Origin of the sequence: Azospirillum sp. A23, assembly GCF_042938965.1 — a bacterium.
GTDB classification, from domain to species: domain Bacteria; phylum Pseudomonadota; class Alphaproteobacteria; order Azospirillales; family Azospirillaceae; genus Azospirillum; species Azospirillum melinis.
Map to the genome: position 1 here is coordinate 257176 of NZ_CP170666.1, position 25142 is coordinate 282317.

Here is a 25142-nt window from a genome sequence, read left to right on the forward strand (position 1 = left end):
GCGTCCCTCCCCAGGGGATCTGTTGATTTGTCGGACATATTAGATTGCTGACCGGGCGAACGATCCAGCGAAATTTCGCCGCAGCGGCATCCTTCGCGGCGGACCCCGCCGTCTCGCCGTTCACCCCGCCATCCGCCGCCGCTCGCGCTCCGTCAGCAGATCGACGAAGGCCCGCACCTTGGTCGGGCGGAAACGGGCGGCCGGGAAGACGGCATGGATGCCGCCCGGCGGCAGGCTCCAGCCCGGCAGGAGGCGGACCAACCGGCCGGACGCCAGATCGTCGGCCACGCAGTAATCCGGCAGGACCGACAGCCCGGCCCCCTCGCGCACCGCCTCGCGCACGGCGAAGGTGGCGTCCAGCGCGATGGATGCCCGCGGCGACACCGTGCGCACCTCTCCCGTCGCGGCGGTGAGCTGCCAAGTCAGCGGGTTGCGCAGCACCGTGTTGGCGACGAAGGGCAGGGCGGCGATGTCCTCCGGTCCGGCTCCTTCGTCTATCCGGGCAGCCAGGGCCGGGGTGCCGACCAGAAGCTGGCGGAAGCTGCCGAACTGGCGGGCCTGGAGGCTGGTGTCGGCCAGCCAGCCGACGCGGATGGCGAGGTCGAAGGTGCCGCCGACGAGGTCGAGCGACTGGTCGGACAGGGCCATGTCGGCCTTGCAGGCAGGGTGGGCGGCGACGAAGGCGGCGATGGCCGGAACGACGACCGCGACCCCGTAATCGAAGGGGGCGGTCAGCCGCAGCAGCCCGGACGGCGCCGCCGCGGTCTCCGCCAGCTCGCCGAAGGCATCCTCGGCCTCCCGCAGGATCACGACGCAGCGGCGGTGGAAGGCCAGGCCGGCCTCGGTCGGCCGCACCTTGCGGGTGGTGCGGACCAGCAGGCTGGCGCCGACCTCCTCCTCCAGCTTCGCCACCTGCTGGCTGACCACCGCCTTGGTGATGCCCAGCCGCGCCGCCGCCGCGGTGAAGGAACCGGTTTCCACCACCGCGGCGAAATAGGCGATGCGGTTCAGATGCCTGGGGTCGCTCATCGGACGCCTGACGATTGTTTGCCGATGGCATACGATATGTCGGTTTTGTGCCGGCTACCCAGCACAATCGGCTGCGGGTAAGGTCATTCCCATCGCCCCACCGCCAGCCACGGATGCCTTTCATGAGCCGGACCAGGACCGTCACCTATCTGTTCGACCCGCTCTGCGGCTGGTGCTACGGCGCTTCGCCGGCAATCGCGACGCTGTCGGAGGTCGGGGATCTTGCGCTGGAGCTGCTGCCGACCGGCCTGTTTTCCGGCGCGGGCGCCCGGCCGCTGGACGAAGGCTTCGCCGCCCATGCCTGGGCCTACGACCAGCGCATCCACGCCCTGACCGGGCAGGTCTTCAGCGAACGCTACCGCACCGGCGTTCTGGGCGACCGGAGCCAAAGGATCGACAGCGGTCCGGCGACGCTGGCCCTGACGGCGGTCGCGCTGACCGCGCCCGACCGCGAATTCGCAGCACTGGTTGCCATCCAGTCGGCGCGCTATGCCGACGGGCGCGACATCACCGCGGCGGCGACGCTGGCCGACATCCTGACCGGCCTGGGCCTCGATGCCGCCGCTTCCCTTTTTGCCGAGGGAGCTGACGAACTGACGGTCGCCGACGCCGCGCGGGTGGAGCGCGGCCGGCAGCTGATGGCCGCCCACCGTGCCAGCGGCGTGCCGACCCTGCTGTTCGACGACGGATCGCACCGGCGCAAGCTCGACTCCGAAATCCTCTTCTCCAAGCCCGGCCGGCTGGCCGCCATTCTCAGCGCCGGCTGACAGCGAACACCCAACCCTAGGACATCGACGATGATCACACGCAGGGACCTCCTTGCCACCGCTGCGCATGCCCTGACGCTGGCGGGGGCCGCGACCCTCCTGGCTCCGGCCGGCGCGCTCGCCGCCACGGCTGCTCCGCTCCGCTGGCAATCGTTCCCCGCCGGGGAGGGCGGCTTCTTCCGGTCTCCGGTCCTGCTGTCCGGCGACAGCGAGGCGATCCTGATCGACGGCGGCTTCACCCTGTCCGACGGCAGGGCGCTGGCCGACGCCATAAAGGCGACCGGCAAGCGGCTGACCGCCATCTATGTCAGCCAGAGCGACCCCGACTATTATTTCGGCCTGGGGCCGGTGAAGGCGGCCTTCCCCGATGCCCGCGTCATCGCAGCCCCCGCCACCGTCGAGGCGATCAAGGGCAATGTCGAGAAGAAGCTGGCGGTCTGGGGGCCGAAGCTGAAGGAGAACGGCCCGCAGACGCTGGCCGAGGTGGTGATGCCGCAGCCGTTCGACGGTGCGTCCCTGACGCTGGGCGGCCAGACCGTCGAGATCGTCGATGCCCAGGGGCTGCCCAACCGCCGTTACCTGTGGGTGCCGTCGTTGCAGGCCATCTTCGGCGGAGTTCTGGTGTTCTCCGGCCTGCATGTCTGGACCGCCGACACCCCGACGGCGGAGGCGCGGGCCGCCTGGGTCAAGGCGCTGGACGCCATGGCCGCCCGCAAGCCGGCGGTGGTCGTCGCCGGCCATGCAGCACCGGGTGCAGTGCCCGATGCGGCCGCCATCGCCCACACCAGGAGCTATCTTCTGGCCTTCGAGGAGGAGCTTGCCAAGGCGAAGACCAGCGCCGAGCTGATCGCCGCCATGACGCGGCGCTATCCCGACGCCGGGATGGGCATCGCGCTCGACATCGGCGCCAAGGTGGCGACCGGCGAGATGAAGTGGGGTTGACGCCCCACCGTCTCCCGCCGCTCCAATCTCACTTCTTGTTGACCAGCGCCACGCCGCAGACGGCCACCGCCATGCCGGCCAATGCTGCGACGCCCAGCTTCTCGCCGAACAGCATCCAGGCGACGAGCGCCGTCACCGGCGGGGTCAGGTAGAACAGGCTGGCGACCTTGGCCGCCGCACCGCGGCGGATCAGGGCGAACAGCAGGAAGATGGCGCCGACCGACAGCACGAAGCAGAGCCACAGCAGGGCGAAGATGAACTCGCCCGTCCACTGCACCTGCATCGTCTCGGTCAGCGGGGCGACCACCGCCAGCACGACCGCGGTGGCGGCATATTGGATGGCGGTGCCGCTGCGCAGATCCATGCCTCCGCCGTGGCGCTTCTGGTACAGCGTGCCGAGCGTGATCCCGACCAGCGCCGCCATGGCATAGCCGATGCCGATCAGATGTTCGGCGTCGACCGACAGCTTCTCGCGCACCACCAGCCCGACGCCGGCAAGGCCGAGCAGCAGCCCGACCCACTGCCGGCCGCTCACCCGTTCGCCCAGCAGCGGGCCGGACAGGGCGGCGGTCAGCAGCGGCTGGATGCCGACGATCAGCGCGGTGACGCCGGCCGGCAGCCCGTGGGCGATGGCGAGGAAGACGCCGCTGAGATAGACGCCGTGCACCAGCAGTCCGGCCAGCGCGATCCGCCCGGCGGTCGCCCAGTCCTTCGGCCAGGGCGCGCGGCTCGCCAGCGCCACCAGCGCCAGCACCACGGCGACCAGCCCCAGCCGGATCAGCAGGAAGGTCAGCGGCTCCACATAAGGCAGGCCGTATTTCGCGCCGATGAAGCCGGTGCTCCACAGCAGCACGAAAAGGCCCGGCATCAGGCGCAGCCAGGTCTGGCCGCCCGTCGCGGTCCCGCCCATTGTTCAGATCCTTCCCCGTCCGGTCAGCTCACCGCCGGAACGGCCGGAGACGACTGGGTCGGCTGGCGGCGCGCTTCGGCGACCGCCTGGATGTGGGACTGCAAATCCGCGTCCTTCTGCACCAGCCGGCGGAAATCCTTCTCATCCAACACCAGCAATTGGCAATAGCCCAGCGCCCGCACGTCTGCATTGCGCCGCTGGCGGGACAGGAGCGCCATCTCGCCGAAGAAGTCGCCGGTGCCGAGCTTCACCGGCTCCGCCAGCATCGGCACCAGCACCTCGACGGCCCCCGACGCGATGAAGAACATGGCGTCGCCGCGGTCGCCCTTGCGCAGGATGGTCTCGCCCGGCAGCGCCAGCTGCGCGCGCAGCAGCGTGGCGATGGTCGCCACCCGCTCCGCCGGCAGTTCGGCGAACAGCGGCACCCGGCGCACCAGCTCCGCCACGTCGAAGCGGACATCCAGCTTCGGCAGCCGTTCCAGCACCCGGCGCCGCTGTTCCAAATCGCGCTCCAGGTCGGTCAGCACCTCCTGGCTGATGATCGATTCGGCGTGCATGGCGCGGTATTCGGCGTGCTCCAGCCGCAGCGCGGCCCGGCCGACATAGCGGCTTTGCAGCACCACCGCGTAGTCGGGATACTGCAGCTTCAGGGCCGCCAGCGCCTGCTCGACGATGCCCAGCCGGCCGACCAGCATGCCCTCCAGCACGAACGCCACCTCCTGGCCCAGCACGCGGGCCAGCCGGTCGCGGGTGAAGGCCAGCAGTTCGCGCAGCACGGTGCGCACGGCGACCAGCACCTCGAAGCGCATCGACAGGCGCCGTGCCAGCGGGCTGTGGATGCCGAAGCGGCGTTGCAGCCAGCTGGCGGTCCGCATCCAGGGGGAGAAGGCGATGAACGGCTCCTCGAAGGCGCGATAACCGTTGCGGCCCTGGCTCTTGACCGCGTCGAGCAGGCGCCCGCTGCGGCCGGCCAGCATCTCCATCACCGCGCGCGACACCACCCCTTCGGAGAAGTGGGCGTAATAGAGTTCTTCCTCGCGGTTCACCAGGATGACGAGGCCGATGGTGACGCGGTCCTCGTCGGTCAGCTTGGCCTCTTCCTGGCTGTCGCGGTCGATCTTCTTCAGCCGCTCCTCGTAGCGGGCGATCATCACGTCCTTGACCGCGCCGTCGACCTCATAGGTCTGGGCGACGGCGGAGACGCGGTCGCGGATGCTGTCGGTGGACAGCGCCAGCGCCCGGTTGCGCATGGCGCGCTCCACCGGCGTCAGCTCGTCCAGCTTCAAGAGGCGGATCAGCCAGCGCAGCGTGGTGCCGTTGACGAACAGCGTGACGAAGACGAAGCCGGTGACCATCACCGCGATGAAGCTCTGGAGCTTGTCGGGCACCCGGAAATTCTCGGTCACCGCCAGGGCCAGCGTCAGCGACACCGCCCCGCGCATGCCCCCCCACAGCATCACCGACTTGTAGGAATTGCTGACCTTCTGCGCCAGCCCGGCCCAGGACAGCACCGGCAGCAGCCCGAACAGCATGACCGCGCGCGCGGCGAAGGCCGCCAGAACCACGACCACCACCAGCCCGACCTCCGCCCAGCCGGCGTCGGCCAGCAGGCGCGGCACCAGGATGGCGGTCAGCAGGAAGATCATGGAGTTGGCCCAGAAGCCCAGCTGCTGCCAGACATGCTCCATGGCGCCCCAGGTGGCGGGGGAGATGCGGGTGCGCCCGACCGACCCGATGACCAGCGCCGAGGTCACCGTCGCCACCACGCCCGACGCGCCGACATAATGGTCGGCCAGCACATAGGACAGGTAGGCCAGCGCCACCGTCAGCGTGATCTCCGCCATCGGCTGGTTGCGCACCGGCTCCACCAGCATGCAGACGATGCGGCCGCAGACATAGCCGGTGACGACGCCGCCGGAGAAGTCGCGCAGGAAATCCACCGCCGCCGCCGCCGCCCCGCCGTGGGAGGTGCGCGTCAGCATTTCCAGCAGCAGGGTGAAGAGCGCGATGGCCGCGGCGTCGTTCAGCAGGCTCTCGCCCTCGACCAGCGTGGTCAGCCGTCTTGGCGCGCCCAGGTCGCGGAAGATGCCGATCACCGCCGCCGGATCGGTGGAGGCGACGATGGCGCCCAGCAGCAGGCAGGCGACCAGCGGCAGCGGGGTGAACAGGTTGACGGCATAGCCGACGGCGAAGGTGCAGACGAAGACCGCCACCACCGCCATCAGCAGGATCGGCCCCAGATCCTCGAACAGCCGCCGCACATCGACCGCCAGCGCCGTCTCGAACAGCAGGATCGGCAGGAAGACGTGCAGAAGCACGTCCGACGAAACGTCCAGCTCGGCCAGCGAATTCAGGAAATCGTGCAGCGGATCCTTGCCCGGTCCCGCGAAGGTCTGGATCACGGCCCCCAACGCCACGCCGACGCCGGCCAGCAGCACCGTGTAGGGCACCTGGAAGCGGGCGGCGAGCGGCGGCAGGAAACTGACGAGGGCGAGAAGCCCGGCAACGCCGAGGACTTGGATGACGATGTCGTGCATGGTTCCACGGAACGGCTGCGGCGTGGGCTGCACGGTATCGCCGCACTGTGGCGGGGGCAAGGCCATGGGCCGCAGATTCCTGCGGCAAAAATGGTCCGCAGCGATGCGCCGGCCGCGAGCAGGGGGGCATCCCGCTCCCACGTATCCCCCCTCCCTTTATCCGGGCCTCACCGCCAGCCGCCGTCCTTCGTCAGACCGGACAGGATGTCCGTCAGGATGGCGTGGGTGGCGCGGGCGGCGGCCGACATCGGCCGGCCGGCGGCATGGGCCAGCAGGATGGTCCGGTCGATCTGCGGATCGGCGATGGGCAGGCCGGTCAGCCGCTCCGCCGCCACGCCGTGGCGCGCCACCCGGTCCGACAGCACGGTGTAGCCGCAGCCTTCCGCCACCAGCGCCTTGATCTGCTCCAGCGCATCGATCTCCAGCGCCACGGTGACGCTGGCCCGCGCCAGCAGGGCGGCATGCTCCACCTCCTCGCGCACGCCGTGCGGGCGGCCGGGCAGGATCAGCGGCAGGGAGAGCGCCTCGGCAAAGGGAATGGCGCTGCGGCCGCGCAGCAGCGGGTCGTCGGCCGGTCCGACCAGATGCAGCTTCTCCCGCGCCACCAGCTCGGTCTCCAGCCCGCCCATCTCCTTGGTGCCGAACACCAGCGCGAGGTCGAGCTGCCCCGACAGCACCCATTCCAGCATGTGGCCGGACAGCCCCTCGACCACCCGAAGGCGGATTTGCGGGTGGGTGCGCCGCACCGCCAGCGCCAGCGGCACGGTCAGCACCGGCCCCAGCGAGGTCGGGATGCCGACGGTCGCCGGCCCTGCCGGCACCGCCTCCACCGCCCTCACCTCGTCGCGCAGCCCATCCATCTGGCCGATCAGCGCCGCCGCCCGCTGCGCCAGCCGCCGCCCGCTTTCCGTCGGCACCACGCCGCGTGCCGTGCGCAGTACCAGCTGGCAGCCGAAATCCTCCTCCAGCCGCTTCAGATGCAGGCTGAGCGCCGGCTGCGCCACCCGCAGGGAATCCGCCGCGCGGGAGATCGAGCCATGCTCGACGATGCCCAGGAAATAGCGAAGCTGCCGCACATCCATCCCGTCGGAACCCCTGCCGTCCATACCGTGGCGCTATGAAAGGAGCGGTGGGGATCGTGTGTCAATATGGCTTCACCGTTCACGCATGAGGCGACGCCTCCCCGCAGGCCCCCCTCTTGATCGCCGCAAATCCGTTAACCATTTACCCATCAGGCACCGGGCGGTCGCGCATTCGCGGACTGTCGGGGGCGCCGTTCCGCGCCGGATGACTGGGCGGAAGACCATGGAAACGGAGTGCCGAATGGACTTCGGTCAATTCACCGATCGTGCGCGCAGCGTCATTCAGGCCGCGCAGATCGCCGCCCTTGCCGAGCGGCATCAACAGCTTCTCCCCGAACATCTGCTGAAGGCCCTGATCGACGAGGGCAGCGGCGTGGCGGCGCGTCTGGTGCGCGACACCGGCGGCGACCCCGATCTGCTGAAGTCCGCGACCGAGGAGCAGCTGTCCCGCGCCCCGGTCCAGGCCGGCGCCAATGACGGTCCGCAGCCGCTCTACATGTCGCCGGCGCTGGCTGCCGTGTTGCAGGGCGCCGTCGCCTCGGCGCGCACCGGCGGCGACCGCTTCGTCACCGCGGAGCGCCTGCTGGAGAGCCTCGCCCGCCAGAGCGGCCCGCTGCGCGCGCTGTTCCGCCGCGCCGGCGTCGATGCCGACGCGCTGGCCGCCGCCGCCGATGCCCAGCGCAAGGACCATCCCGCCGACGAGGAGACCGAGACGACGGCCGGCGAGGCGCTGGCCCGCTACACCCGCGACCTGACCGAGGAGGCGCGGCAGGGCCGGCTCGACCCGGTCATCGGTCGTGACGACGAGATCCGCCGCACCATCCAGGTGCTGGCCCGCCGCACCAAGAACAACCCCGTCCTGATCGGCGAGCCCGGCGTCGGCAAGACCGCGGTTGTCGAGGGGCTGGCCCAGCGCCTGGCCTCCGGCGATGTGCCGGAAGGGCTGAAGGACCGCCGCGTGCTGTCGCTCGACCTCACCGCGCTCCTGGCCGGCGCCAAGTTCCGCGGCGAGTTCGAGGAGCGGCTGAAGTCTGTGTTGAGCGAGGTACAGGAGGCCAACGGCCGCATCATCCTGTTCATCGACGAGCTGCACACGCTGATCGGCGCCGGCCGCACCGACGGGGCGATGGACGCCGCCAACATGCTGAAGCCCGCCCTGGCGCGCGGTGAGTTGCGCTGCGTCGGCGCCACCACGCCGGACGAGTACCGCAAGTATATCGAGAAGGACGCCGCACTCGCCCGCCGCTTCCAGCCGGTGACGGTGGACGAGCCGTCGGCCGACGACGCGGTGTCGATTCTGCGCGGCATCAAGGGCAAGTACGAGGTGCACCACGGCGTGCGCATCGCCGACGCGGCGGTGGTCGCGGCGGTCAGCCTGTCGGCGCGCTACATCGGCGACCGCCGTCTGCCCGACAAGGCCATCGACCTCGTCGACGAGGCGGCGAGCCGCCTGCGCATGGCCATCGACAGCAAGCCGGAGGCGCTCGACGCAGTCGACCGCCGCGTTGCCCAGCTGAAGATCGAGCGCGAGGCGCTGAAGGCCGAGCCGGACGCCGCCTCGCAGGAGCGCCTGCATGTGCTGGAAGGCGAGCTGGTCGAAGCGGAAGCCCGCCAGACCTCGATGGAGGAGGAATGGCGCGCCTCGCAGTCCCGCCGCACCGAGGGCCGCCGCCTGAAAGAGGAACTGGACCAGGCCCGCACCAAGCTGGAGCGTGCCCAGCGCGACGGCGACTGGGCCAAGGCCGGCGAGCTTGCCTATGGCGTGGTGCCCGACCTTGAAAAGCGTTTGGCCGACGCCGAATCGCGCGCCAGCACGGAGCGCGACGAGGTGACGGCCAAGGACATCGGCGCCGTCGTCACCCGCTGGACCGGCATCCCGGTCGAACGCATGCTGGAGGGCGAGCGCCAGCGGCTGAAGGGCATGGAGGACAAGCTGGCCGAGCGCGTCGTCGGCCAGAAGGAGGCGGTGCGTGCGGTGTCCAAGGCGGTGCGGCGTGCCCGCGCCGGGCTGAAGGACCCCAGCCGCCCGACCGGCTCCTTCCTGTTCCTGGGACCGACCGGCGTCGGCAAGACCGAGCTTGCCAAGGCGCTGGCGTCCTTCCTGTTCGACGACGAGACGGCGATCACCCGGCTCGACATGTCGGAGTATATGGAGAAGCACGCGGTCAGCCGCATGATCGGTTCGCCGCCGGGCTATGTCGGCTATGACGACGGCGGCTCGCTGGCCGAACGCATCCGGCGCCGGCCCTATCAGGTCGTGCTGCTGGACGAGGTGGAGAAGGCGCATCCCGACGTGCTGAACGTCCTCTTGCAGGCGCTCGACGACGGGCGGCTGACCGACGGGCAGGGCCGCACCGCCGATTTCCGCCACGCCATCCTTATCATGACCTCCAATTTGGGGGCCGAGGCGCTGAGCGCCTTGGGCGACGACGAGGATATGGCCGGTGTGACGGTGGAGGTGATGGACGCGGTCCGCAAGGCCTTCCGGCCGGAGTTCCTCAACCGGCTGGACGACGTCCTGATCTTCCGCCGGCTGGGCCGGGACCAGATGTCGCGGATCGTCGACATCCAGCTGTCCCGCGTCAACGAGCGGCTGGCCGAGCGCGGCGTCACCCTGGCGGCGGATGCGGCGGCCAAACGGCGGCTGGGCGATCTGGGCTGGGATCCCGCCTTCGGCGCCCGCCCGCTGAAGCGGGCCATCCAGGGCCTTGTCGAGGACCCCATCGCCGAGCGTCTGCTCGACGAGGAGGTGGAGGGCAAGACCACAATGACCCTGTCGGTGGTCGACGGCCAGCTGGCGCTGGACGGCGTGGTGGTCGAGGAGGACCGGGCGCACGGCTTCAAGGCGCCGGAACGCCCGCCGCTCGGCTTCGCCCTGCCGCCGGTGGCGAGTTCCGCCGCCAGCCGCGAGGCCTCGGTCCACTGACCGGGGTTGCGTAAAATGGGGAAGGGGGGCGCAGGCTTTGCGCCCCTTTTTCCATTTCCGGGGCTGCCCTTGCGCCGCTGCGTCTGCTAAATGACCGCTGCAACGCCGCACCGGACAGGGGGCAGGACATGACCGCGACGACGCCTTCCAATTTGGCCTACCTGTCGACTTTCTCGCTTGCCGGTCAGGTGGCGCTGGTCACCGGCTCGGGGCGCGGGCTGGGGCTGGAGATCGCGCGGGCGTTGGCCGGCTCGGGCGCGCATGTGCTGCTGAACGGCCGCGACGCCGCGACGCTGGAGGCCCGCGTCGCCGAGATTGAGGCCACTGGCGGCAGCGCGTCGGCCCTGGCCTTCGACGTGTCGGACCGGGCGGCGGTGCGCGACGCCTTTGCGCGGATCGACCGCGAGCATGGCCGGCTCGACGTGCTGATGCAGAATGTCGGGCAGCGCAACCGCAAGCCGCTGGCCGACCTGACCGACGACGAGATCGTCACCCTTCTCGACGTCGATCTGGCCTCCAGCCTGATTCTGGCGCGGGAAGCGGCGCGGCTGATGCTGCCGCGGGGGAGCGGCCGGCTGATCGCCGTCACCTCCGTCGCCGGGCAGATCGCGCGGGCCAACGACAGCGTCTATGCCGCGGCGAAGGCCGGGTTGAACGGCATGGTGCGGGCGCTGGCCGCCGAGTACGGCGCGCAGGGCCTGACCAGCAACGCCATCGCCCCCGGCTTTTTCGCAACCGAAACGAATGCGGGGATTGCCGGCGATCCCGAACGCGGCGCCTATTTCGCCAACCGCACGCCGCTGCGCCGCTGGGGCCGGCCGGAGGAGATCGCCGGGGCGGCGGTGTTCCTGGCCTCGGCCGCGGCGTCCTATGTCAACGGCCATGTCTTGGTCGTCGATGGCGGCGCCACCATCTTGATGTAAGCCGCCGGCCGACTGCCCACCGCCATGCTGACGATCCCGATCTCCTGCGGCGATCCCGCCGCCCTGTTCCGTCCCTGGAGCGCCGAGCCCTGGGCGATGCTGCTCGACAGCGCCGCCCCTCACCCGCAGAACGGGCGCTATTCCTACATCGTTGCGGACCCGTTCCAAACCGTGGAGGCCACCGACGGGCAGACCCTGGTCGACGGCCGGCCGGTCGGCGGCAGCCCCTTCGATGCGCTGGAACGGACGCTGGCAGCACATCCGCTTCCCTCCGCCGGCCCGGTTCCTTTCACCGGAGGGGCCGTGGGCTTGGTCGGTTACGAAGCCGGAACGGCTTTGGAGGGCCTGATCTCCCGCCACGGCAATCCGGGCGGCCAGCCGGACTTCGCCTTCGGGCTCTATGATGTCGTCGCCGCCTTCGACCGGCAGGAGGGCCGTGCCTGGGTGATCGCCGCCCGGCCGGAGGCGGAGGACCGCGCCCGCCGCATGGCGGTGCGGCTGTCCGTTCCGCCTCCGGAACAATCGGCCGGCCCGGCGCCGCTGCGCTGGCGGTCGGAGTTGTCGCGCCCCGACTATCTCGACCGGGTCGGGCGGGTCCTGGACTATATCCGCGCCGGCGACATCTATCAGGCGAACTTCACCCAGCGCTTCCTGGCCGATGTGCCGGGCTCCGTCGATGCTTATGCGCTCTACGAACGCCTGCGCGCCTTGAGCCCGGCGCCCTTCGCCGCCTTCCTCAACTGCGGTCCCAAGCTGCGGCTCGCCGGGGCGTCGCCGGAGCGCTTCATCCGGCTCGGCGCCGACCGCAGGATCGAGACGCGGCCGATCAAGGGCACCCGTCCGCGCCACGCCGACCCGGCGGCCGACGCGGACGCTGCGGCGGAACTGTCGGCCAGCATCAAGGACCGGGCGGAAAACCTGATGATCACCGACCTGCTGCGCAACGATCTGGCGCGCGTGTCGGAAATCGGCAGCGTCAAGGTGCCTGTGCTGTTCGGGCTGGAGAGCTTCGCCACCGTCCATCACCTCGTGTCCGTCGTCACCGCGCGCCTGCTGCCGGGGCTGGGACCGGTCGATCTGCTGCGGGCGGCCTGTCCCGGCGGGTCGATCACCGGCGCGCCGAAGATCCGCGCCATGCAGATCATCGACGAGCTGGAGGTGGCGCGCCGCGGCGCCTATTGCGGCTCGGTGGCCTGGATCGGCTTCGACGGCGCGATGGACAGCAACATCGTCATCCGCACCCTGTCGGTGACGCCGGACGCGGTGATCGCCCAGGCCGGCGGCGGCATCGTCGCCGATTCCGATCCGGCGGACGAACATGAGGAAATGCTGGTCAAGGCCCGCGCCCAGCTGCGCGCGGCGGGGGAACCGGTGGGGGAGGGAACGCCATGACGATCTGGCTGAACGGGCGGTTGATCCAGGCGGCGGAGGCGCGGATCGACCCGGCCGACCGCGGCTTCACGCTCGGCGACGGGCTGTTCGAGACGATCCGCATCAAGGACCGCCTGCCGCGCCACCTGCCGCGCCATCTCGACCGGCTGGGCGCGGGCGCTGAACTGCTCCGCCTGCCGCTGCCCTACAGCGCCGCGGAACTGACCGGGGCGATGACGGCGCTGATCGAGGCAGCCGGCATCGCCGACGGCGTGCTGCGCTTGACTCTGTCGCGCGGAACCGGCGCGCGCGGGGTGCTGCCTCCGGCCGATGCCCGGCCGACCCTGTTGATGACCGCGGCGCCCGCCGCCCACATGACCGCGCCGGTGGCCGCCATCGTCGCCCGCAGCACCCGCCGCAACGAGCATTCGCCGCTGTCGCGCCTGAAGTCTTTGAACTACCTGGATTCCATCCTGGCCCGGCAGGAGGCGGCGGAGCGCGGCGCCGACGAGGCGCTGCTGCTGAACGCCGCCGGCCGACTGGCGGAATCGAGCGTCGCCAACCTGTTCCTATCGGTTGGCGGCCGGTTGCTGACCCCGCCGCTGGCCGACGGTGCCCTTCCCGGCATCCGCCGCGCCCTGATCCTGGAGCGCCATGGCGCCGAGGAAGCGCCGCTCACCCCGGAAGACCTCGCCCGCGCCGACGAAGCCCTCCTGACCAACAGCCTGGGCCTGCGCCCGTTGGTGGCGGTGGACGGCCATTCCATCGGCTCCGGTTCTCCCGGCCCGGTTCTGGCCCGCCTGCTGGCCGACCCCGACCTGTAATCCGTCGCCATCCAAGGGACCGTGATGATCGAAACCGTGAGCTTTCCCGAACTGACCATCATCGGCTGCATGGTGGAGGCGAGCGGCGACGAGTTGCCCGCCGCCGTCGCCGCCGCGTGGGAGCGCGTGTTCGCTGCCGATGTCGGAACGGCGGCCTACGCCGCGGTGTCGCTGCCGGACGAGACCGGGCTCCGCCGCCGGCTGGTCGGCTTCATGGCGGCCAGGGCCAGCGAGATCCCGGACGGCATGGTCCGCCTCGACCTCGACGCCGGCCGCTACCTGCGCACCGCGCAGGACGGCCCGCAGGCGGCGATTGCCGAGGGCTTCGCCCGGCTCCACGCCCATGCCGCGGCGAACGGGCTGACGCTGTCGGGCATCGCGCTGGATTTCGGCCACCGGCCCGGCCAGCAGGATGGACGCCACGAACTGCATCTGGCGCTTGCCCCGCAACTGCCGGCGCTCGGCTGACGGCACGGCGACGGCCGGCCGGCGCGCCCTGCTTCAGCGCGCCGTGCTGTAGACGCCGTGGATGCCGAACTCCACCGGCTGTCCGGCCAGATGGCGGTTCAGCAGGGTGGCGACCTCCGCGGCGGCCGGCTTGCCGTCGAGTGCGGCGAGGTCGCGTTGCAGCGCCGCCATCGGCTTGGGCGAGGCGATGGCGAGGAAATGGTCGGCGCCGAAGGGCGGCTCCACCGTCAGCGCCAGCCGGTAGGGGCCGCCGCGCGGGATTTGCGGCGGGTCTTTGCGGTCGGCCAGCGGGTAGAGGTAGTTCACCGTGCCGTCGGCGGCGAGGTTGATCAGGGTGAAATAGGTGCCGCTGTTGCCGCCGATGTCGAGCGAGACCGTCTCCCCCTTGCGGTAATCGCGGTCGCCCGGCTCGACGGCCAGCGCGAGCGACCGCTCCTGTGCTGCCGCCTTCACCCGCAGCACCAGCGCCCATTTGTCGATCACCCCCTGCACCCGCCGCCGGGTCTCCGCTGCCGCCGGATCGCCGGGAATGCTGGCCAGCACGTCGCCCGTCGAACTGACCACCTCGCCGGAGGCGCTGTCCCAGACCAGGGCGGCATCGTCCTTTCCGGCCGGCTCGACCCCGGTGAAGCCCGCCACCAGCGTCTTCGCCGCCGCCGGCTTGCCCAGGATGCGCAGCGGGATGGCGCCTGCCGCCGGCAGCAGGGAGGGCGGCTTCGGCCGGCCGGCGACCGGGTCGATCAGCGGGACCTCGCCCCGGCCGCGCGGCTGGACCTGCGGATGCTGACGCCCTTCCAGCGCCATGCGCACGGCGCCGCGGATGTGCGCCTCCAGCTCCCCCTTGGTGACGACGCCGTCGCCGTCGCGGTCGGCCTGCCCGCGGAGCGCGTTGGCGAAGGCCCAGCTCAGCGCGCCGCGCGGCTTGCGGTCGATCAGCACCTCCGGCGCCAGCTCGTGGTCGGCCACCGCGGCGAAGAAGGTGACGTTCGGCTGCTCCTCCGCCTCCGCCTGCAAGGCGGCGCGGGTGGGCAGGGGCAGAGCGTCGTCCTCGATATGGTCGACCGGCACGCCGTCGATGGTCGCCGCCCGCGTGCCGAGCTTGCCGGCGCGGTCGTCGAAGGCGCGGGTCATCGTTCCGGAATGGCACGAATCGGAGACGAAGATCACCCGGCGCGGCGCCGCCTCCTTGAACAGGACGGCGACCTCGTCGTCGGTCAGGCGTTGCGCGGTGCCGGGGCCGCGCGGGGCGAAATCGGCCAGCACCAGGAATTCGTCCAGCCCGTCGGCCTCGCTGCCGAGCACACGCTCCGGTTGTTGTGCGCCATGGCCGGCGAAGGTCAGCACCAGCGTCGAGTCGGGGGAGGTTTCGGCGATCAGCTGCCGCCATGCGGCGATGATCCGGCTGCGCTCGGCCTCGCCATCGACGAACAGGCGCAGTTTCCGCACACCCAGCCCCTTCAGCGCATCGGCGATGTCGCGGGCGTCGTTGACCGCCCCCTGAAGCGGATTGATCCGGCTGTACTTGTCGATTCCGATCACCAGCGCGGCAATTTCCGCCCGCGCCGGGCCCGCGGCCAGCATCGGTCCGGCGGCGAGCGAGAGGCCCGCGAACACCGTCGCCAACACGGTCAGCCGCCGCAATCCTGCAATCATTCGATGCCCCCGATACCCCGGAAGAGGACGGCCCGCCCGAACGGGTTACGGCCGATGATAGTTAAAAGACTGCACGAATTGGTAGCAATGACCCCTTCCTTCAGGGTTGTTGCTGTGGCAGCGTTGCAGCCGGGTTCGAGCCGCCGTGACGATGCAGCCGCTGGGGGGTGGCGCCGATGGTCACGGTTTCGGATCTGAAACGCAAGACGCGATCGAACAGAAAAGCAAACGGGAATCCAGGCAATGCGAAGCAACCGTGTCAGGGCAAGCCTCCTCTCCGTCACCATCGTCGCCATGGCGCTCAGTGGCTGCGTGACCACGCAGCAGGACCGCATCGGCGCCAATGACGGGTCCGATGCCTGCTACCAGTACCGGGTCGCCCTCGATTCGACCGGCAATTACTATGCCGAGGACATGCTGAAGGGTGCCGCCATCGGTGCGGGCGCCGGGGCTCTGACCGGTGCGTTGGCCGGCGGCAACCTCAAGAGCGCCCTGATCGGCGCCGCGGCCGGGGCCGCCGTCGGCACGCTCGGCGGCTACTGGAACTCCAGGATGCAGCAGGGCCGCGATCAGGCGATCCTGGGCGTGGCGAACGATCTCGACGCCGAGAACCAGAACCTGGACCGCACCCAGGTCGCGCTCGACCAGCTGGTGAACTGCCGCCGCGCCGAGATCGCGCGGGTCAAGGCCGACTACAAGGCGAACCGCATCGGCAAGCCGGAGGCCGAGCAGCGCCTCGCCCTGATCCGCGGCCAGCTGGACAAGGACTACACCATCGCCAGCGCCATCAACCAGAACATCGTCAAGCGCCGCGACGAGTATCTGATCGCCGCCGACAACATCGAGCCGGGTGCCGCCGCCAAGATCCGCACCAAGACCGCGGTCAAGGCGCAGACCAAGAAGAAGCCGGCCAAGCAGACCACGACCGCCGCCGCCGCCTCGCCGTCGCAGGTGGTCCAGCGCACCAACACCGCCTTCGAAACGTCGGAGCGCATCAACGCCTCGACCAACGCCATCCAGCAGATCGCCCAGAAGGAAGCCACCCTCGACGCGGTTTGAGGCGCGATCCGACAAGGTCCGACAGGATCCGCCCGGCCGCAGCATCTCCAAAGGTGCTGCGGCCGGGCGGGTCTTCGACATTCAGTGCAAGCGGAACCGACGATGGCCGGCTGTCTCCCTCACAGAATCGCGCTGCTGCGGTGCAGCATCCGCTCCGGCGCTCTCCTTGCCGCCCTCCTCGGCCTTCTGCTGGGCTGGCTGGCGGTGGGAAGCGCGCTGGCGGGCGACGCCTCGACGGGCGCGTTCCTGCGCATCGAGACCGGCGGCCACACCGCCCGCGTCAACCGGCTGGCCAGCGATGCCCAGGGCCGGCTGATCGCCACCGTGTCCAACGACAAGTCCCTGCGGCTGTGGAGCCGCGACGGCGAGCCGCTGGGCGTGCTGCGCGTGCCGATGGAGGCGGGGGACGAAGGGGCGCTCTATGCCGTCGCCCTGTCCGCCGACGGGTCGCTGGCCGTGGCGGCCGGCAACACGGGCACGAGCTGGGGCGACGGCGTCACGCTCTACCTGTTCGACGTGAAGGCCCAGCGGCTGAAGGCCCGCCTTGCCGGCCAGCCGCAGGTGCTGAACGATCTGGCCTTCTCGCCCGACGGGCGGTTCGTCGCCGGGGCCTTCGGCGGCACCGCCGGCATCCGGGTGTGGGACAGCGCCGGCTTCAAGCCGGTCGCCGAGGATGCCGGCTACGGCGCGCGGGTTTCGGCGCTGGCGTTCTCGCCGGACGGCCGGCTCGCCACCGCGTCCTTCGACGGCAACATCCGCCTCTACGATGCCGGCTTCAAGCAGAAGGCCAAGCGCAAGCCGGGCAGCGGCATGCCCTATTCGGTGGCCTTCTCGCCCGACGGATCGCTGCTGGCGGTCGGCTATGCCGACCAGACGCGGGTCGATGTGCTGTCCGGCAGCGACCTGAAGGCGCGCCTGTCGCCCAAGACCACCGGCATCACCGGCGGCAGCTTCGCCGCCGTCGCCTGGGACGGCACGGCCCTGGTCGCCGCCGGCACCGCGACGCAGGACGGCACCCGCAACGTGGTGCGCCGCTGGGCCGATGGCGGCAAGGGTGCCTTCGCCGACACCCCCGTGGCGCGCGATTCGGTGACCCACCTGCTGGGCCTGCCCGGCGGCGGGGTGGCCTTCGCCGCCGCCGATCCCGGATGGGGCGTGCTCGATCCGGCCGGCCGGCTGCTGTTCGCCCGCATCGGCGACATCGCCGATTACCGCGACATCCATCTCGGCCGTTTCGGCCTGTCGGACGACGGGCTGGTGCTGGAATTCGGCATGGAGCAGGGCGGCCGGCGGCCGATGCGCTTCGACGTGCTGGCCCGCAGCCTGACGCCGGCGCCCGACGCGCTGCCCGGCCTGAACCGCCCGTCGGCCGAGGGGCCGGGCATCGGCGTCTCCGACTGGCGCAACAGCCGGGCGGCCAAGGTCAACGGCCAGCCGGTGAAGCTGGACAGCGGCGAGTGGGCGCGCAGCGTCACCGTGCTGGGCGCGCAGCGCCGCGTCCTGCTGGGCGGCGAGTTCAGCCTGCGCCTGCTCGATTCCGCCGGGGCCGAGCTTGCCCGCGCCGAGGTGCCGGCCGCCGTGTGGGGCGTCGTCGCGTCGGCCGACGGCCGGGTCGCCGTGGCGGCGCTGGGCGACGGCACGCTGCGCTGGTATGCCCTGTCCGGCGGCGCCCGCCCGCTGGAGGAGCTGGCGGCGCTGTTCCCGCACCGCGACGGCCGCCGCTGGGTGCTGTGGACGCCGGAGGCCTTCTTCGACCATTCCGAGAGCGGCGGCGAGACTTTGGTCGGCTTCCACCTGAACGACCCCAACAAGAAGGGGCTGCAATGGGTGGAGTTCAAGCAGGTCTACCGCGTGTTCGACGCCCCCGAACTGGTGCGCGCCAAGCTGCGCCAGACCGGGCAGGCGGAGATCGCGGCGCGCCTGTCCGCCATCGGCGACATCCGCCTGCTGACTCAGCGCCGTCCGCAGGTGACCCTGCTGGACTACTGCACCGTCCCCGCCGCCTCCCGCGGTTTGGCGCTCGGCACCGGTGCGGTTGAGGCCACCGCGCCAACTGCGGCCCCGGCCCCGGCGGTGACGGCGGATGCCGAAACCTGCCATCCGCTGGACATGACGCCGGTCAGCCGCGCCTTCGCGCGCGCCAAGGAGCCGGCCCCCGCACCGGCGGCGGCCGCCGCCAAGACGCCGCTGCAAGGGGCGATCCAGGGGACGGCGCAAGGGGCCGATCCCGACGGCACGGCGGACTCGCCCCGCCTGACCGTGACGCTGCCGGAGGGGATCGGTGCGGTGCGCCTGCGCTACCGTGTCGCCGATACCGGCGGCGGCATCGGGTCGGTCGATCTGTTCCGCAATGGCCGCAACGTCAGCGGCCAGGACAAGTCCCGCGCCTTCGCCCGCGCCAAGGACCCCTCGCCGCAGCCTGCCGCACAGCCCTCCCCGCCGTCGCCATCCTCGCCTGCCGCAGCCGACGCTGCCAAGAACCAGGGACCGGCGCCAGAGGAGCGGGTCAGCACCGTCCGGCTCGATCCCGGTAGCAACCGCGTGCAGATCCGTGCCTACAGCGGGTCCGACGCCATCTACGAGCGCTCGGCTCTGGTCGATTTCGTTCTGCCGGCGCCGGTGCCGGTCGCAGAGGCCGAGGCGGAGGACGGCAAGGCGCGGGACGTGCCGGACCGGCCGCGGCTGATCACCTTCGTCGTCGGCATCGACAAGTACCGGCCGGCGGGTTCGCAGCTGCGCTTCGCCCGTGCCGACGCCACCTCCTTCGCCGAGGCGGTGCGTGGCCGCATTCCCGCGACCTACGACCGGGAGCAGTCGCTGGCGCTGTCGCGGACGCTCTATGACGAGGAGGCGAGCCGCGACGCCGTCGTCTCCGGGCTGGAGGCGCTGGCCGCCGCCGCGCGGGAACAGGACACGGTCGTGCTCTACCTGGCCGGCCATGGCGTAATCGTGCCGTCGCCGAAGGACCCGTCGGTCAAGCTGTATCATTTCATCACCCAGGACGTGGCCGCCACCACCGCCGAGGCGATCACCCGGCAGGGCCTGTCGGAAAAGGATCTGAACCGGTTGGTCAGCGCCATTGCCGCCCGCAACGTGCTGGTCCTGCTCGACACCTGCCATTCGGGTGCCGTGTCCGCCGGCACGGTCGACAAGCTGTACCAGGACATGGGCCAGCGCTATCTGTTGGCGGCTTCATCGGAGCAGGAGGAGGCGCTCGACAGCTATGACGGCCGCAACGGCATCTTCGCCCATGCGGTGCTGGAAGGGCTGAGGGGCAAGGCGCTGCTGCCGGGCGACGAGGCGGTCTATAACCTGACGCTCGGCCAGTATGTGAACCGCGCCGTGCCGCGTCTGGCGCGGGAGAAGCGCTGGAACCAGTCCGCCATCTTCAAGACCGGCGGCAACGAGCTGAACCCCTTCCCGCTGGCGGCGCCCGAACCGGCGAAGCCCTGAACGCCCGTTTGGAAAGCGCCCGTCATGATCCGCGTCCTTTCCGGTCCGTCGGTCCCGCGACTTTGGGGAGCCCGGCTTCCTCTGGCGGCCGGCCTCGCCGGTTTCCTGATGGCCGGAGTGTCGCAGGCCCAGTCCCCGCCGGCGGCGGCTGTGGACACGCCGCGTCCGACCGCCGCCGAGGCTCGCGAGCAGGTGGATGCGGCGGTCGGCCGCCTGACCTGCGCCGGTGTCGAAACGACGGAGACCGGCAAGGGGCTGCGCATCGCCGGCTATGTCGGCAGCGACGAGGATGCCGGTGTCCTGAAGGCGGCGCTCACCGCGCTGCCTCCCGGCATCGATCTCGATGCGCGGGTGGCCGTGCGGCCCTGGCCGCTGTGCGAGGCGCTGAGCATCGCCGGGCGGGCTGGCGGGCCGAAGGAGAGTCCGGAAGGGCAGGGGTCCGACGCCCCGACGCTCGGCTTCAACCGGCCGTCTCTGGTCTACCGCAAGGGCGAGACGCTGGAGATCACGGTCACCGCCGGCATGACGGGCCGTCTGACCGTCGACTACATCGACACCGACGGCAGCGTGATCCACATGGTGCCGATGCGCCTGCGCCGCGACGACCGTGTGGAGGCCGGGCGGCCGGTGACGCTCGGCGTCGCGAAGTCGGCGACCGACCGCATCTACACCATCGCCCCGCCCTTCGGCCCGGCGATGATCCTGGCGCTGGTGACCCGCGACCCGCTGTTTCCTGCCGACCGGGAGGAGGTCGAGCCCGCCGGCCCCTATCTGGCGGGCCTGCGCGCCGCGCTGGCGGCGCTGCCGGCCGACGCCAGGGGCGCCGTGGCCGTCCGCTCCGCCGTCCTCACCACCGTCGCCGAGTAGCGTGGCCGCCACGGTCTTAACGAATCCACTGCCGTCCCGCGCTGCCGTCCATTGCCAGATGCCGGGGCAAACACTATGATTCAAGCGGTAGAAGCCGGGTGTCCTCAGGGGCGAGACCCGTACCGCTTGAGACGATCGGAAGACCCGTATGGACGCTCACGACCTTTCGCTGGACGACAACCGCACGCTCCAGGCCATCGGCATCCTGGCCGACGTGCTGGATGGGGTCGAGGGGCCGGGCGGTCTCGACACGGTGCTGGTGTCCAAGGCGCTGCGTCAGGTGATCGCCACCAAATCGCAGCCGGCCTTCGAATTCGCCTCCCGCGCCTTCAACACGCTGGAACCGTCGGTCCGCCGCCAGGTGGCGCAAACCGCGGACGAGGCGGCGCATCATTCGGTCGAGCTGCGCGGCCGGGTCGGCGGCTTCCTGTCCACCGCCCCGAAGAAGCCGGTTCCCCAAGGGCAGGTCGTCGGCCAGCAGCCCAACTTCATCACCGCGCTGAACCTGCGCTCCCGCCGCCGGCCGAACTCGCCCACCTGAGCCCACCCATCTGGGCAACCCCGCCCGAGTTGGCCTACCCGAGTTGGCTCAGCCGGCCCTTTCGGGCCTTTCCCCTCCCGGCCATGCTTCCTCCGGCAGCGTGTCGAGCAGAGCGCAGTCCCAATAGGGGCGCGGGCCGAAGCGCTGAACCAGGAAATCGACGAACACCCGCACCTTCGGCGACAAATGGCGGTTCTGCGGATAGACCGCATTGACGCTCACCTCGGTTGGGACATGGCGGTGCAGGATGCTGACCAGCTCGCCGCGCGACAGCGCCTGCCCGCACAGGAAGGTCGGCGACATGATGAAGCCGACGCCGGCCGCCGCCGCCTCGCGCAGCAGGTCGCCGTTGTTGCTGCGGATCGGGCCTGACACCCGGACGCTGCGCGTCTCCCCATCGACGATGAACTGCCAGAGGTCCGGGGTCGGCACGTTGGTGTAGATCAGGCAGGCGTGATTGCTCAGCTCGTCCGGCGTCTGCGGCACGCCGTGCTTTTGCAGATAGGCCGGGCTGGCGCACAGCGCCATCCGCGCCGGGGCCAGCCGCCGGGCGATCAGCGAACTGTCGCGCAGCCGGCCGATGCGCACCGCCAGATCGTACCCCTCGTCGACCAGATCGACCGTGCGGTCGTTCAGGTCCATGTCGATCTCGATGGCCGGGTAGCGCTCCAGGAACTCCGCCACCGCCGGGGCCAGATGCAGGATGCCGAAGCTGACCGGCGCGTTCAGCCGCAGCCGGCCGCGCGGGGCGGCATGCAGGTCGGCGACCGCCTGCTCCGCCTCCTCCAGATCGGCGAGGATGCGGGTGCAGCGCTCGTAATAGGCCTGACCCACCTCGGTCAGGCTGAGCTTGCGGGTGGTGCGGTTCAAGAGCCGCGCGCCGAGCCTGTTCTCCAGCTCGCCGATGCGGCGGGAGACCACCGACTTCGACAGATTGAGCCGGTCGGCGGCGGCGGTGAAGCTCTTGGTGTCCACCACCTTGATGAAGGCGAGCATGTCGTCGAGGCGATCCATGGCATTGTTGTACACCCAGAAACAATGAGGTGCCAAGATCCGGGATTACCGGAAGCGCCGCCGCGCCCTATTTCTGGTGTCACCGCCGCGCCGGCACCGGCCCGCGGCGGCCGGAAAATCGACGACCCATTCACGCAAACCAACAGGGAGTGACGGCGATGGCGAAGGTTCTGGTCCTCTATTACAGCAGCTGGGGCCATGTGTCGGAGATGGCGCAGGCGGTGGCCGAAGGCGCCCGCTCCGTCGCCGGGACCGAGGTGGCGGTGAAGCGCGTGCCCGAGCTGGTGCCGGAAGCCGTCCGCCAGTCCGCCCATTACAAGGACGAGAGCAACATCCCTGTCGCCACGGTCGACGAGCTGGCCCAGTACGATGCCATCGTCATCGGCACGCCGACGCGCTACGGCAACATGGCCTCGCAGATGAAGAACTTCCTCGACCAGACCGGCGGGCTGTGGGCCAAGGGCGCGCTCGTCGGCAAGGTCGGCAGCGTCTTCACCTCCACCGCCACCCAGCATGGCGGGCAGGAGAGCACCATCCTCAGCACCCACACCGTCCTGCTGCATCTGGGTCTGGTGATCGTCGGGCTGCCCTATTCCTTCCAGGGCCAGATGGGTGTTTCGGAAGTCATGGGCAACTCGCCCTACGGTGCCAGCACCATCGCCGACGGCGACGGCTCGCGCCGCCCGAGTGCGGTCGAACTGGACGGTGCCCGCTACCAGGGCCGCCATGTCGCCGAGATCACGACCAAGCTGCACGGTTGATTTCCGGTCTACAGTGAAAAAGGGGAGGGAGCCGTGGGCCTGCTGATCGATGGACAGTGGCAAGACCAGTGGTACGACACCAAAAAGACAGGCGGCGCGTTCGTCCGGACGGAGGCGCAGTTCCGCGACCGGGTGTCGGCCGACGGCTCCACCCCCTATCCGGCGGAAGCCGGGCGCTATCACCTGATGGTGTCGCTGGCCTGTCCCTGGGCGCACCGCACGCTGATCTTCCGCAAGCTGAAGCGGCTGGACGACGTGATCGGCGTCAGCATCGTCGATCCGCTGATGCTGGCCGACGGCTGGACCTTCGCCGAGCCGGAGCCTGTCACCGAAGCCAGCCGCCTCTACGAGGTCTATCTGAAGGCCAATCCCGGCTACAGCGGCCGGGTGACCGTCCCGGTCCTGTGGGACAGGAAGACCGGCAGCATCGTGAACAACGAGTCGGCGGAGATCATCCGCATGCTCAACCGCGCGTTCGACGCCTTCACCGACGTCCGCACCGATTTCTACCCCGCTGAATTGGCGGAGGAGATCGACCGCGTCAACGCCCACGTCTATGACGCCGTCAACAACGGGGTCTACAAGGCCGGCTTCGCCACCTCCCAGGACAAGTACGAGGCGGCCTTCGACGCGCTGTTCGCGGCACTGGACGGCATCGACGCCAGGCTGGCGACGCAGCGCTGGCTGGTCGGCAACCGCCTGACCGAGGCGGATTGGCGGCTGTTCACCACGCTGGTGCGTTTCGACGCGGTCTATGTCGGGCATTTCAAGTGCAACCAGCGGCGGATCGCCGACTATCCGCACCTGTCGGGCTATCTGCGCGACCTCTATCAGGTGCCGGGCGTGGCCGAGACGGTGAATTTCGACCACATCAAGCGCCATTACTACGGCAGCCACGCCACCATCAACCCGACCGGCATCGTGCCCAAGGGGCCGAAGCTCGACCTCGATGCGCCGCACGGGCGCGGCGGCCTTGGACCCGATCCCGTCTGAGGCGTGACGGATCGGCTCCCCGGCGGTTGTCAGAAGGAAACGACAACCGCATGAGGGAGTTCGTCCAATGCGTACAGTCATCCTGGCTGCCGCCGCCGTCCTGGCCCTGTCGTCGCCGGCCCTGGCCCAGAGCGGGCAATCCCAGAATGGCCAGAATGGCTGGGGCGGCGCGCTCGATCAGCTGAACCGCGCCGTCAACCCCAACGCCTATCCGCAGGACCGCGACGGGCGCGCGGCGGATGAGCGCGATGCCAGCCGCGACGTGAACCGCGATAACCGCCGCACCGAAGGATCGTCGGGCAACCGCCGCGGCAACGCCTACAGCGACTATTCCGACCGCGACCTGCGCAGCCAGTATGACCGGCTGGGCGAGGAACAGCGCCAGCTCCGGCAGAACCGCCGCGCCATCGAGGACGAGATGGAGCGCCGCGGCATCAACCGCTAAAAAACCACCATTGAATTGGGCCAGCCGTCAGGGCTTGTAGCAGCGGGCCATGTCTTCCGGGTTGCCCATCGCCTCGCACTGGAAGCCGTTGGAGAATTTGAAGCGCAGCGGGCCGGTCTTGCGGACGCTGACCACCGGCTTCTTCCCCGCATCCTGGAATTCCACCCAGGCGGAGCTGTCGAAGCGGGTCTGCACCCCGTTGCTCAGCTGCACCCGGCCCTGACGGTCCTTGATCACCTGGATGCCGGTGTTGAACAGCAGGTTCGGACCGTCGGGCTTCGCCGACAGGCCGTTGGTGCAGTTCACCCCCTCCGGCTTGACCGCGACGCATTCGAACGATTGCGGCTGGCCGGCGGTGAGGACCATCGCATAGATGGCGATTTCCAGGACATTCATCGGCATCGGCGTGCACCAGCGGGAGGGCGGCGGGATTTTTCGTCTTACCGGCTATCTGGTTACGAAAGAGATAATGTCGCGCCCGCGGTCGAATCTTGCGTGGATCTGCCCCCGATCCGGCACTAAGACGGCCGCCGGGCCGCTGCGGCCATCCGTCGCCGTGACATGAGCGGTGCAGCGG

21 protein-coding genes are annotated in these 25142 nt (G+C 70.4%); 14 read left to right on the forward strand and 7 right to left on the reverse strand.

The features are described from left to right. Positions 1 to 120: 120 nt before the first annotated feature. Positions 121 to 1029 carry a LysR family transcriptional regulator gene (locus tag ABNQ40_RS10165; RefSeq protein WP_109049578.1) on the reverse strand — a complete coding sequence of 303 codons (909 nt, stop codon included), beginning with the start codon at positions 1027 to 1029 and terminating at the stop codon, positions 121 to 123. Between the two features lie 122 nt (positions 1030 to 1151). Between ABNQ40_RS10165 and ABNQ40_RS10170 the strand changes: the two genes are divergently transcribed. Together ABNQ40_RS10170 and ABNQ40_RS10175 are read left to right on the forward strand one after the other, a co-directional pair. Beyond that, positions 1152 to 1796 (forward strand): DsbA family protein, encoded by a 645-nt coding sequence (locus tag ABNQ40_RS10170; RefSeq protein ID WP_109049579.1) that lies wholly within the window; start codon positions 1152 to 1154, stop codon positions 1794 to 1796. Between the two features lie 30 nt (positions 1797 to 1826). Next, positions 1827 to 2738, forward strand: a complete 912-nt coding sequence (locus ABNQ40_RS10175) for an MBL fold metallo-hydrolase (RefSeq protein WP_109049580.1) — start codon at positions 1827 to 1829, stop codon at positions 2736 to 2738. A gap of 28 nt (positions 2739 to 2766) precedes the next feature. Here ABNQ40_RS10175 and ABNQ40_RS10180 read toward each other — a convergent pair whose 3' ends face one another. The 3 genes from ABNQ40_RS10180 to ABNQ40_RS10190 all read right to left on the reverse strand — a co-directional run bounded on the left by ABNQ40_RS10180 (position 2767) and on the right by ABNQ40_RS10190 (position 7267). Then, entirely contained in the window at positions 2767 to 3648 is an 882-nt protein-coding gene (locus ABNQ40_RS10180; protein WP_109049581.1) for a DMT family transporter, read from the reverse strand. Positions 3649 to 3671: 23 nt separating this feature from the next. Then, positions 3672 to 6251, reverse strand: coding sequence for a cation:proton antiporter (locus tag ABNQ40_RS10185; RefSeq protein ID WP_391346387.1), 2580 nt, complete (start codon positions 6249 to 6251; stop codon positions 3672 to 3674). A gap of 101 nt (positions 6252 to 6352) precedes the next feature. After that, positions 6353 to 7267 carry a LysR substrate-binding domain-containing protein gene (locus ABNQ40_RS10190; RefSeq protein WP_391346389.1) on the reverse strand — a complete coding sequence of 305 codons (915 nt, stop codon included), beginning with the start codon at positions 7265 to 7267 and terminating at the stop codon, positions 6353 to 6355. A gap of 241 nt (positions 7268 to 7508) precedes the next feature. Between ABNQ40_RS10190 and clpB the strand changes: the two genes are divergently transcribed. The 5 genes from clpB (at position 7509) to ABNQ40_RS10215 (ending at position 13779) form a co-directional block, all read left to right on the forward strand. Continuing rightward, positions 7509 to 10193 carry an ATP-dependent chaperone ClpB gene (clpB, locus tag ABNQ40_RS10195; protein ID WP_391346391.1) on the forward strand — a complete coding sequence of 895 codons (2685 nt, stop codon included), beginning with the start codon at positions 7509 to 7511 and terminating at the stop codon, positions 10191 to 10193. Positions 10194 to 10321: 128 nt separating this feature from the next. Next, complete coding sequence (locus tag ABNQ40_RS10200) at positions 10322 to 11116, forward strand: SDR family oxidoreductase (RefSeq protein ID WP_109049585.1); 795 nt, start codon at positions 10322 to 10324, stop codon at positions 11114 to 11116. 24 nt (positions 11117 to 11140) lie between these two features. Next, entirely contained in the window at positions 11141 to 12508 is a 1368-nt protein-coding gene (gene pabB, locus ABNQ40_RS10205) for an aminodeoxychorismate synthase component I (RefSeq protein WP_109049586.1), read from the forward strand. Then, positions 12505 to 13311, forward strand: a complete 807-nt coding sequence (locus ABNQ40_RS10210) for an aminotransferase class IV (protein WP_109049587.1) — start codon at positions 12505 to 12507, stop codon at positions 13309 to 13311. Before pabB ends, ABNQ40_RS10210 begins: the two co-directional genes overlap by 4 nt. A 24-nt stretch (positions 13312 to 13335) precedes the next feature. Continuing rightward, the gene (locus tag ABNQ40_RS10215) at positions 13336 to 13779 is read left to right on the forward strand and encodes a GyrI-like domain-containing protein (RefSeq protein WP_109049588.1); all 444 of its coding nucleotides are present in this window, start codon (positions 13336 to 13338) and stop codon (positions 13777 to 13779) included. Positions 13780 to 13812: 33 nt separating this feature from the next. Here ABNQ40_RS10215 and ABNQ40_RS10220 read toward each other — a convergent pair whose 3' ends face one another. Next, on the reverse strand, positions 13813 to 15432 hold the full coding sequence (locus ABNQ40_RS10220; RefSeq protein WP_109049589.1) for a caspase family protein: 1620 nt from the start codon (positions 15430 to 15432) through the stop codon (positions 13813 to 13815). Between the two features lie 243 nt (positions 15433 to 15675). On the opposite strand from ABNQ40_RS10220, the gene ABNQ40_RS10225 reads away from it, so the two are divergent. From ABNQ40_RS10225 to ABNQ40_RS10240, 4 genes are all read left to right on the forward strand, one after another. Beyond that, complete coding sequence (locus ABNQ40_RS10225) at positions 15676 to 16491, forward strand: YMGG-like glycine zipper-containing protein (RefSeq protein WP_109049590.1); 816 nt, start codon at positions 15676 to 15678, stop codon at positions 16489 to 16491. A 102-nt stretch (positions 16492 to 16593) separates the two neighbouring features. Beyond that, positions 16594 to 19944, forward strand: a complete 3351-nt coding sequence (locus tag ABNQ40_RS10230) for a caspase family protein (RefSeq protein ID WP_247879754.1) — start codon at positions 16594 to 16596, stop codon at positions 19942 to 19944. 24 nt (positions 19945 to 19968) lie between these two features. Next, on the forward strand, positions 19969 to 20811 hold the full coding sequence (locus ABNQ40_RS10235) for a DUF4384 domain-containing protein (RefSeq protein ID WP_109049592.1): 843 nt from the start codon (positions 19969 to 19971) through the stop codon (positions 20809 to 20811). Positions 20812 to 20959: 148 nt separating this feature from the next. Next, positions 20960 to 21352 (forward strand): hypothetical protein, encoded by a 393-nt coding sequence (locus tag ABNQ40_RS10240; RefSeq protein WP_109049593.1) that lies wholly within the window; start codon positions 20960 to 20962, stop codon positions 21350 to 21352. 48 nt (positions 21353 to 21400) lie between these two features. On the opposite strand, the gene ABNQ40_RS10245 is transcribed toward ABNQ40_RS10240, so the two are convergent. Then, positions 21401 to 22366, reverse strand: a complete 966-nt coding sequence (locus tag ABNQ40_RS10245) for a LysR family transcriptional regulator (RefSeq protein WP_109490900.1) — start codon at positions 22364 to 22366, stop codon at positions 21401 to 21403. Between the two features lie 158 nt (positions 22367 to 22524). Here ABNQ40_RS10245 and wrbA point away from each other — a divergent pair, with 158 nt between their 5' ends. The 3 genes from wrbA (at position 22525) to ABNQ40_RS10260 (ending at position 24565) form a co-directional block, all read left to right on the forward strand. Further along, positions 22525 to 23127: an NAD(P)H:quinone oxidoreductase gene (gene wrbA, locus ABNQ40_RS10250; protein WP_109095677.1), complete on the forward strand. Its 603-nt coding sequence runs from the start codon at positions 22525 to 22527 to the stop codon at positions 23125 to 23127. A gap of 33 nt (positions 23128 to 23160) precedes the next feature. Further along, positions 23161 to 24120 carry a glutathione S-transferase family protein gene (locus ABNQ40_RS10255; protein ID WP_109049594.1) on the forward strand — a complete coding sequence of 320 codons (960 nt, stop codon included), beginning with the start codon at positions 23161 to 23163 and terminating at the stop codon, positions 24118 to 24120. Between the two features lie 67 nt (positions 24121 to 24187). Then, positions 24188 to 24565: a hypothetical protein gene (locus ABNQ40_RS10260; RefSeq protein ID WP_109049595.1), complete on the forward strand. Its 378-nt coding sequence runs from the start codon at positions 24188 to 24190 to the stop codon at positions 24563 to 24565. Between the two features lie 27 nt (positions 24566 to 24592). Here the strand turns inward: ABNQ40_RS10260 and ABNQ40_RS10265 are convergent, their stop codons facing one another. Further along, positions 24593 to 24967 carry a hypothetical protein gene (locus tag ABNQ40_RS10265; RefSeq protein WP_109049596.1) on the reverse strand — a complete coding sequence of 125 codons (375 nt, stop codon included), beginning with the start codon at positions 24965 to 24967 and terminating at the stop codon, positions 24593 to 24595. Positions 24968 to 25142: the final 175 nt, after the last annotated feature.

What these genes read in the sequence shown, in the direction of transcription:
- ABNQ40_RS10165 (WP_109049578.1), bottom strand. Translation starts at nt 1,029, where the DNA reads ATGAGCGACCCCAGGCATCTGAACCGCATCGCCTATTTCGCCGCGGTG.
- ABNQ40_RS10170 (WP_109049579.1), top strand. Translation starts at nt 1,152, where the DNA reads ATGAGCCGGACCAGGACCGTCACCTATCTGTTCGACCCGCTCTGCGGC.
- ABNQ40_RS10175 (WP_109049580.1), top strand. Translation starts at nt 1,827, where the DNA reads ATGATCACACGCAGGGACCTCCTTGCCACCGCTGCGCATGCCCTGACG.
- ABNQ40_RS10180 (WP_109049581.1), bottom strand. Translation starts at nt 3,648, where the DNA reads ATGGGCGGGACCGCGACGGGCGGCCAGACCTGGCTGCGCCTGATGCCG.
- ABNQ40_RS10185 (WP_391346387.1), bottom strand. Translation starts at nt 6,251, where the DNA reads ATGGCCTTGCCCCCGCCACAGTGCGGCGATACCGTGCAGCCCACGCCG.
- ABNQ40_RS10190 (WP_391346389.1), bottom strand. Translation starts at nt 7,267, where the DNA reads ATGGATGTGCGGCAGCTTCGCTATTTCCTGGGCATCGTCGAGCATGGC.
- clpB (WP_391346391.1), top strand. Translation starts at nt 7,509, where the DNA reads ATGGACTTCGGTCAATTCACCGATCGTGCGCGCAGCGTCATTCAGGCC.
- ABNQ40_RS10200 (WP_109049585.1), top strand. Translation starts at nt 10,322, where the DNA reads ATGACCGCGACGACGCCTTCCAATTTGGCCTACCTGTCGACTTTCTCG.
- pabB (WP_109049586.1), top strand. Translation starts at nt 11,141, where the DNA reads ATGCTGACGATCCCGATCTCCTGCGGCGATCCCGCCGCCCTGTTCCGT.
- ABNQ40_RS10210 (WP_109049587.1), top strand. Translation starts at nt 12,505, where the DNA reads ATGACGATCTGGCTGAACGGGCGGTTGATCCAGGCGGCGGAGGCGCGG.
- ABNQ40_RS10215 (WP_109049588.1), top strand. Translation starts at nt 13,336, where the DNA reads ATGATCGAAACCGTGAGCTTTCCCGAACTGACCATCATCGGCTGCATG.
- ABNQ40_RS10220 (WP_109049589.1), bottom strand. Translation starts at nt 15,432, where the DNA reads ATGATTGCAGGATTGCGGCGGCTGACCGTGTTGGCGACGGTGTTCGCG.
- ABNQ40_RS10225 (WP_109049590.1), top strand. Translation starts at nt 15,676, where the DNA reads ATGCGAAGCAACCGTGTCAGGGCAAGCCTCCTCTCCGTCACCATCGTC.
- ABNQ40_RS10230 (WP_247879754.1), top strand. Translation starts at nt 16,594, where the DNA reads ATGGCCGGCTGTCTCCCTCACAGAATCGCGCTGCTGCGGTGCAGCATC.
- ABNQ40_RS10235 (WP_109049592.1), top strand. Translation starts at nt 19,969, where the DNA reads ATGATCCGCGTCCTTTCCGGTCCGTCGGTCCCGCGACTTTGGGGAGCC.
- ABNQ40_RS10240 (WP_109049593.1), top strand. Translation starts at nt 20,960, where the DNA reads ATGGACGCTCACGACCTTTCGCTGGACGACAACCGCACGCTCCAGGCC.
- ABNQ40_RS10245 (WP_109490900.1), bottom strand. Translation starts at nt 22,366, where the DNA reads ATGGATCGCCTCGACGACATGCTCGCCTTCATCAAGGTGGTGGACACC.
- wrbA (WP_109095677.1), top strand. Translation starts at nt 22,525, where the DNA reads ATGGCGAAGGTTCTGGTCCTCTATTACAGCAGCTGGGGCCATGTGTCG.
- ABNQ40_RS10260 (WP_109049595.1), top strand. Translation starts at nt 24,188, where the DNA reads ATGCGTACAGTCATCCTGGCTGCCGCCGCCGTCCTGGCCCTGTCGTCG.
- ABNQ40_RS10265 (WP_109049596.1), bottom strand. Translation starts at nt 24,967, where the DNA reads ATGCCGATGAATGTCCTGGAAATCGCCATCTATGCGATGGTCCTCACC.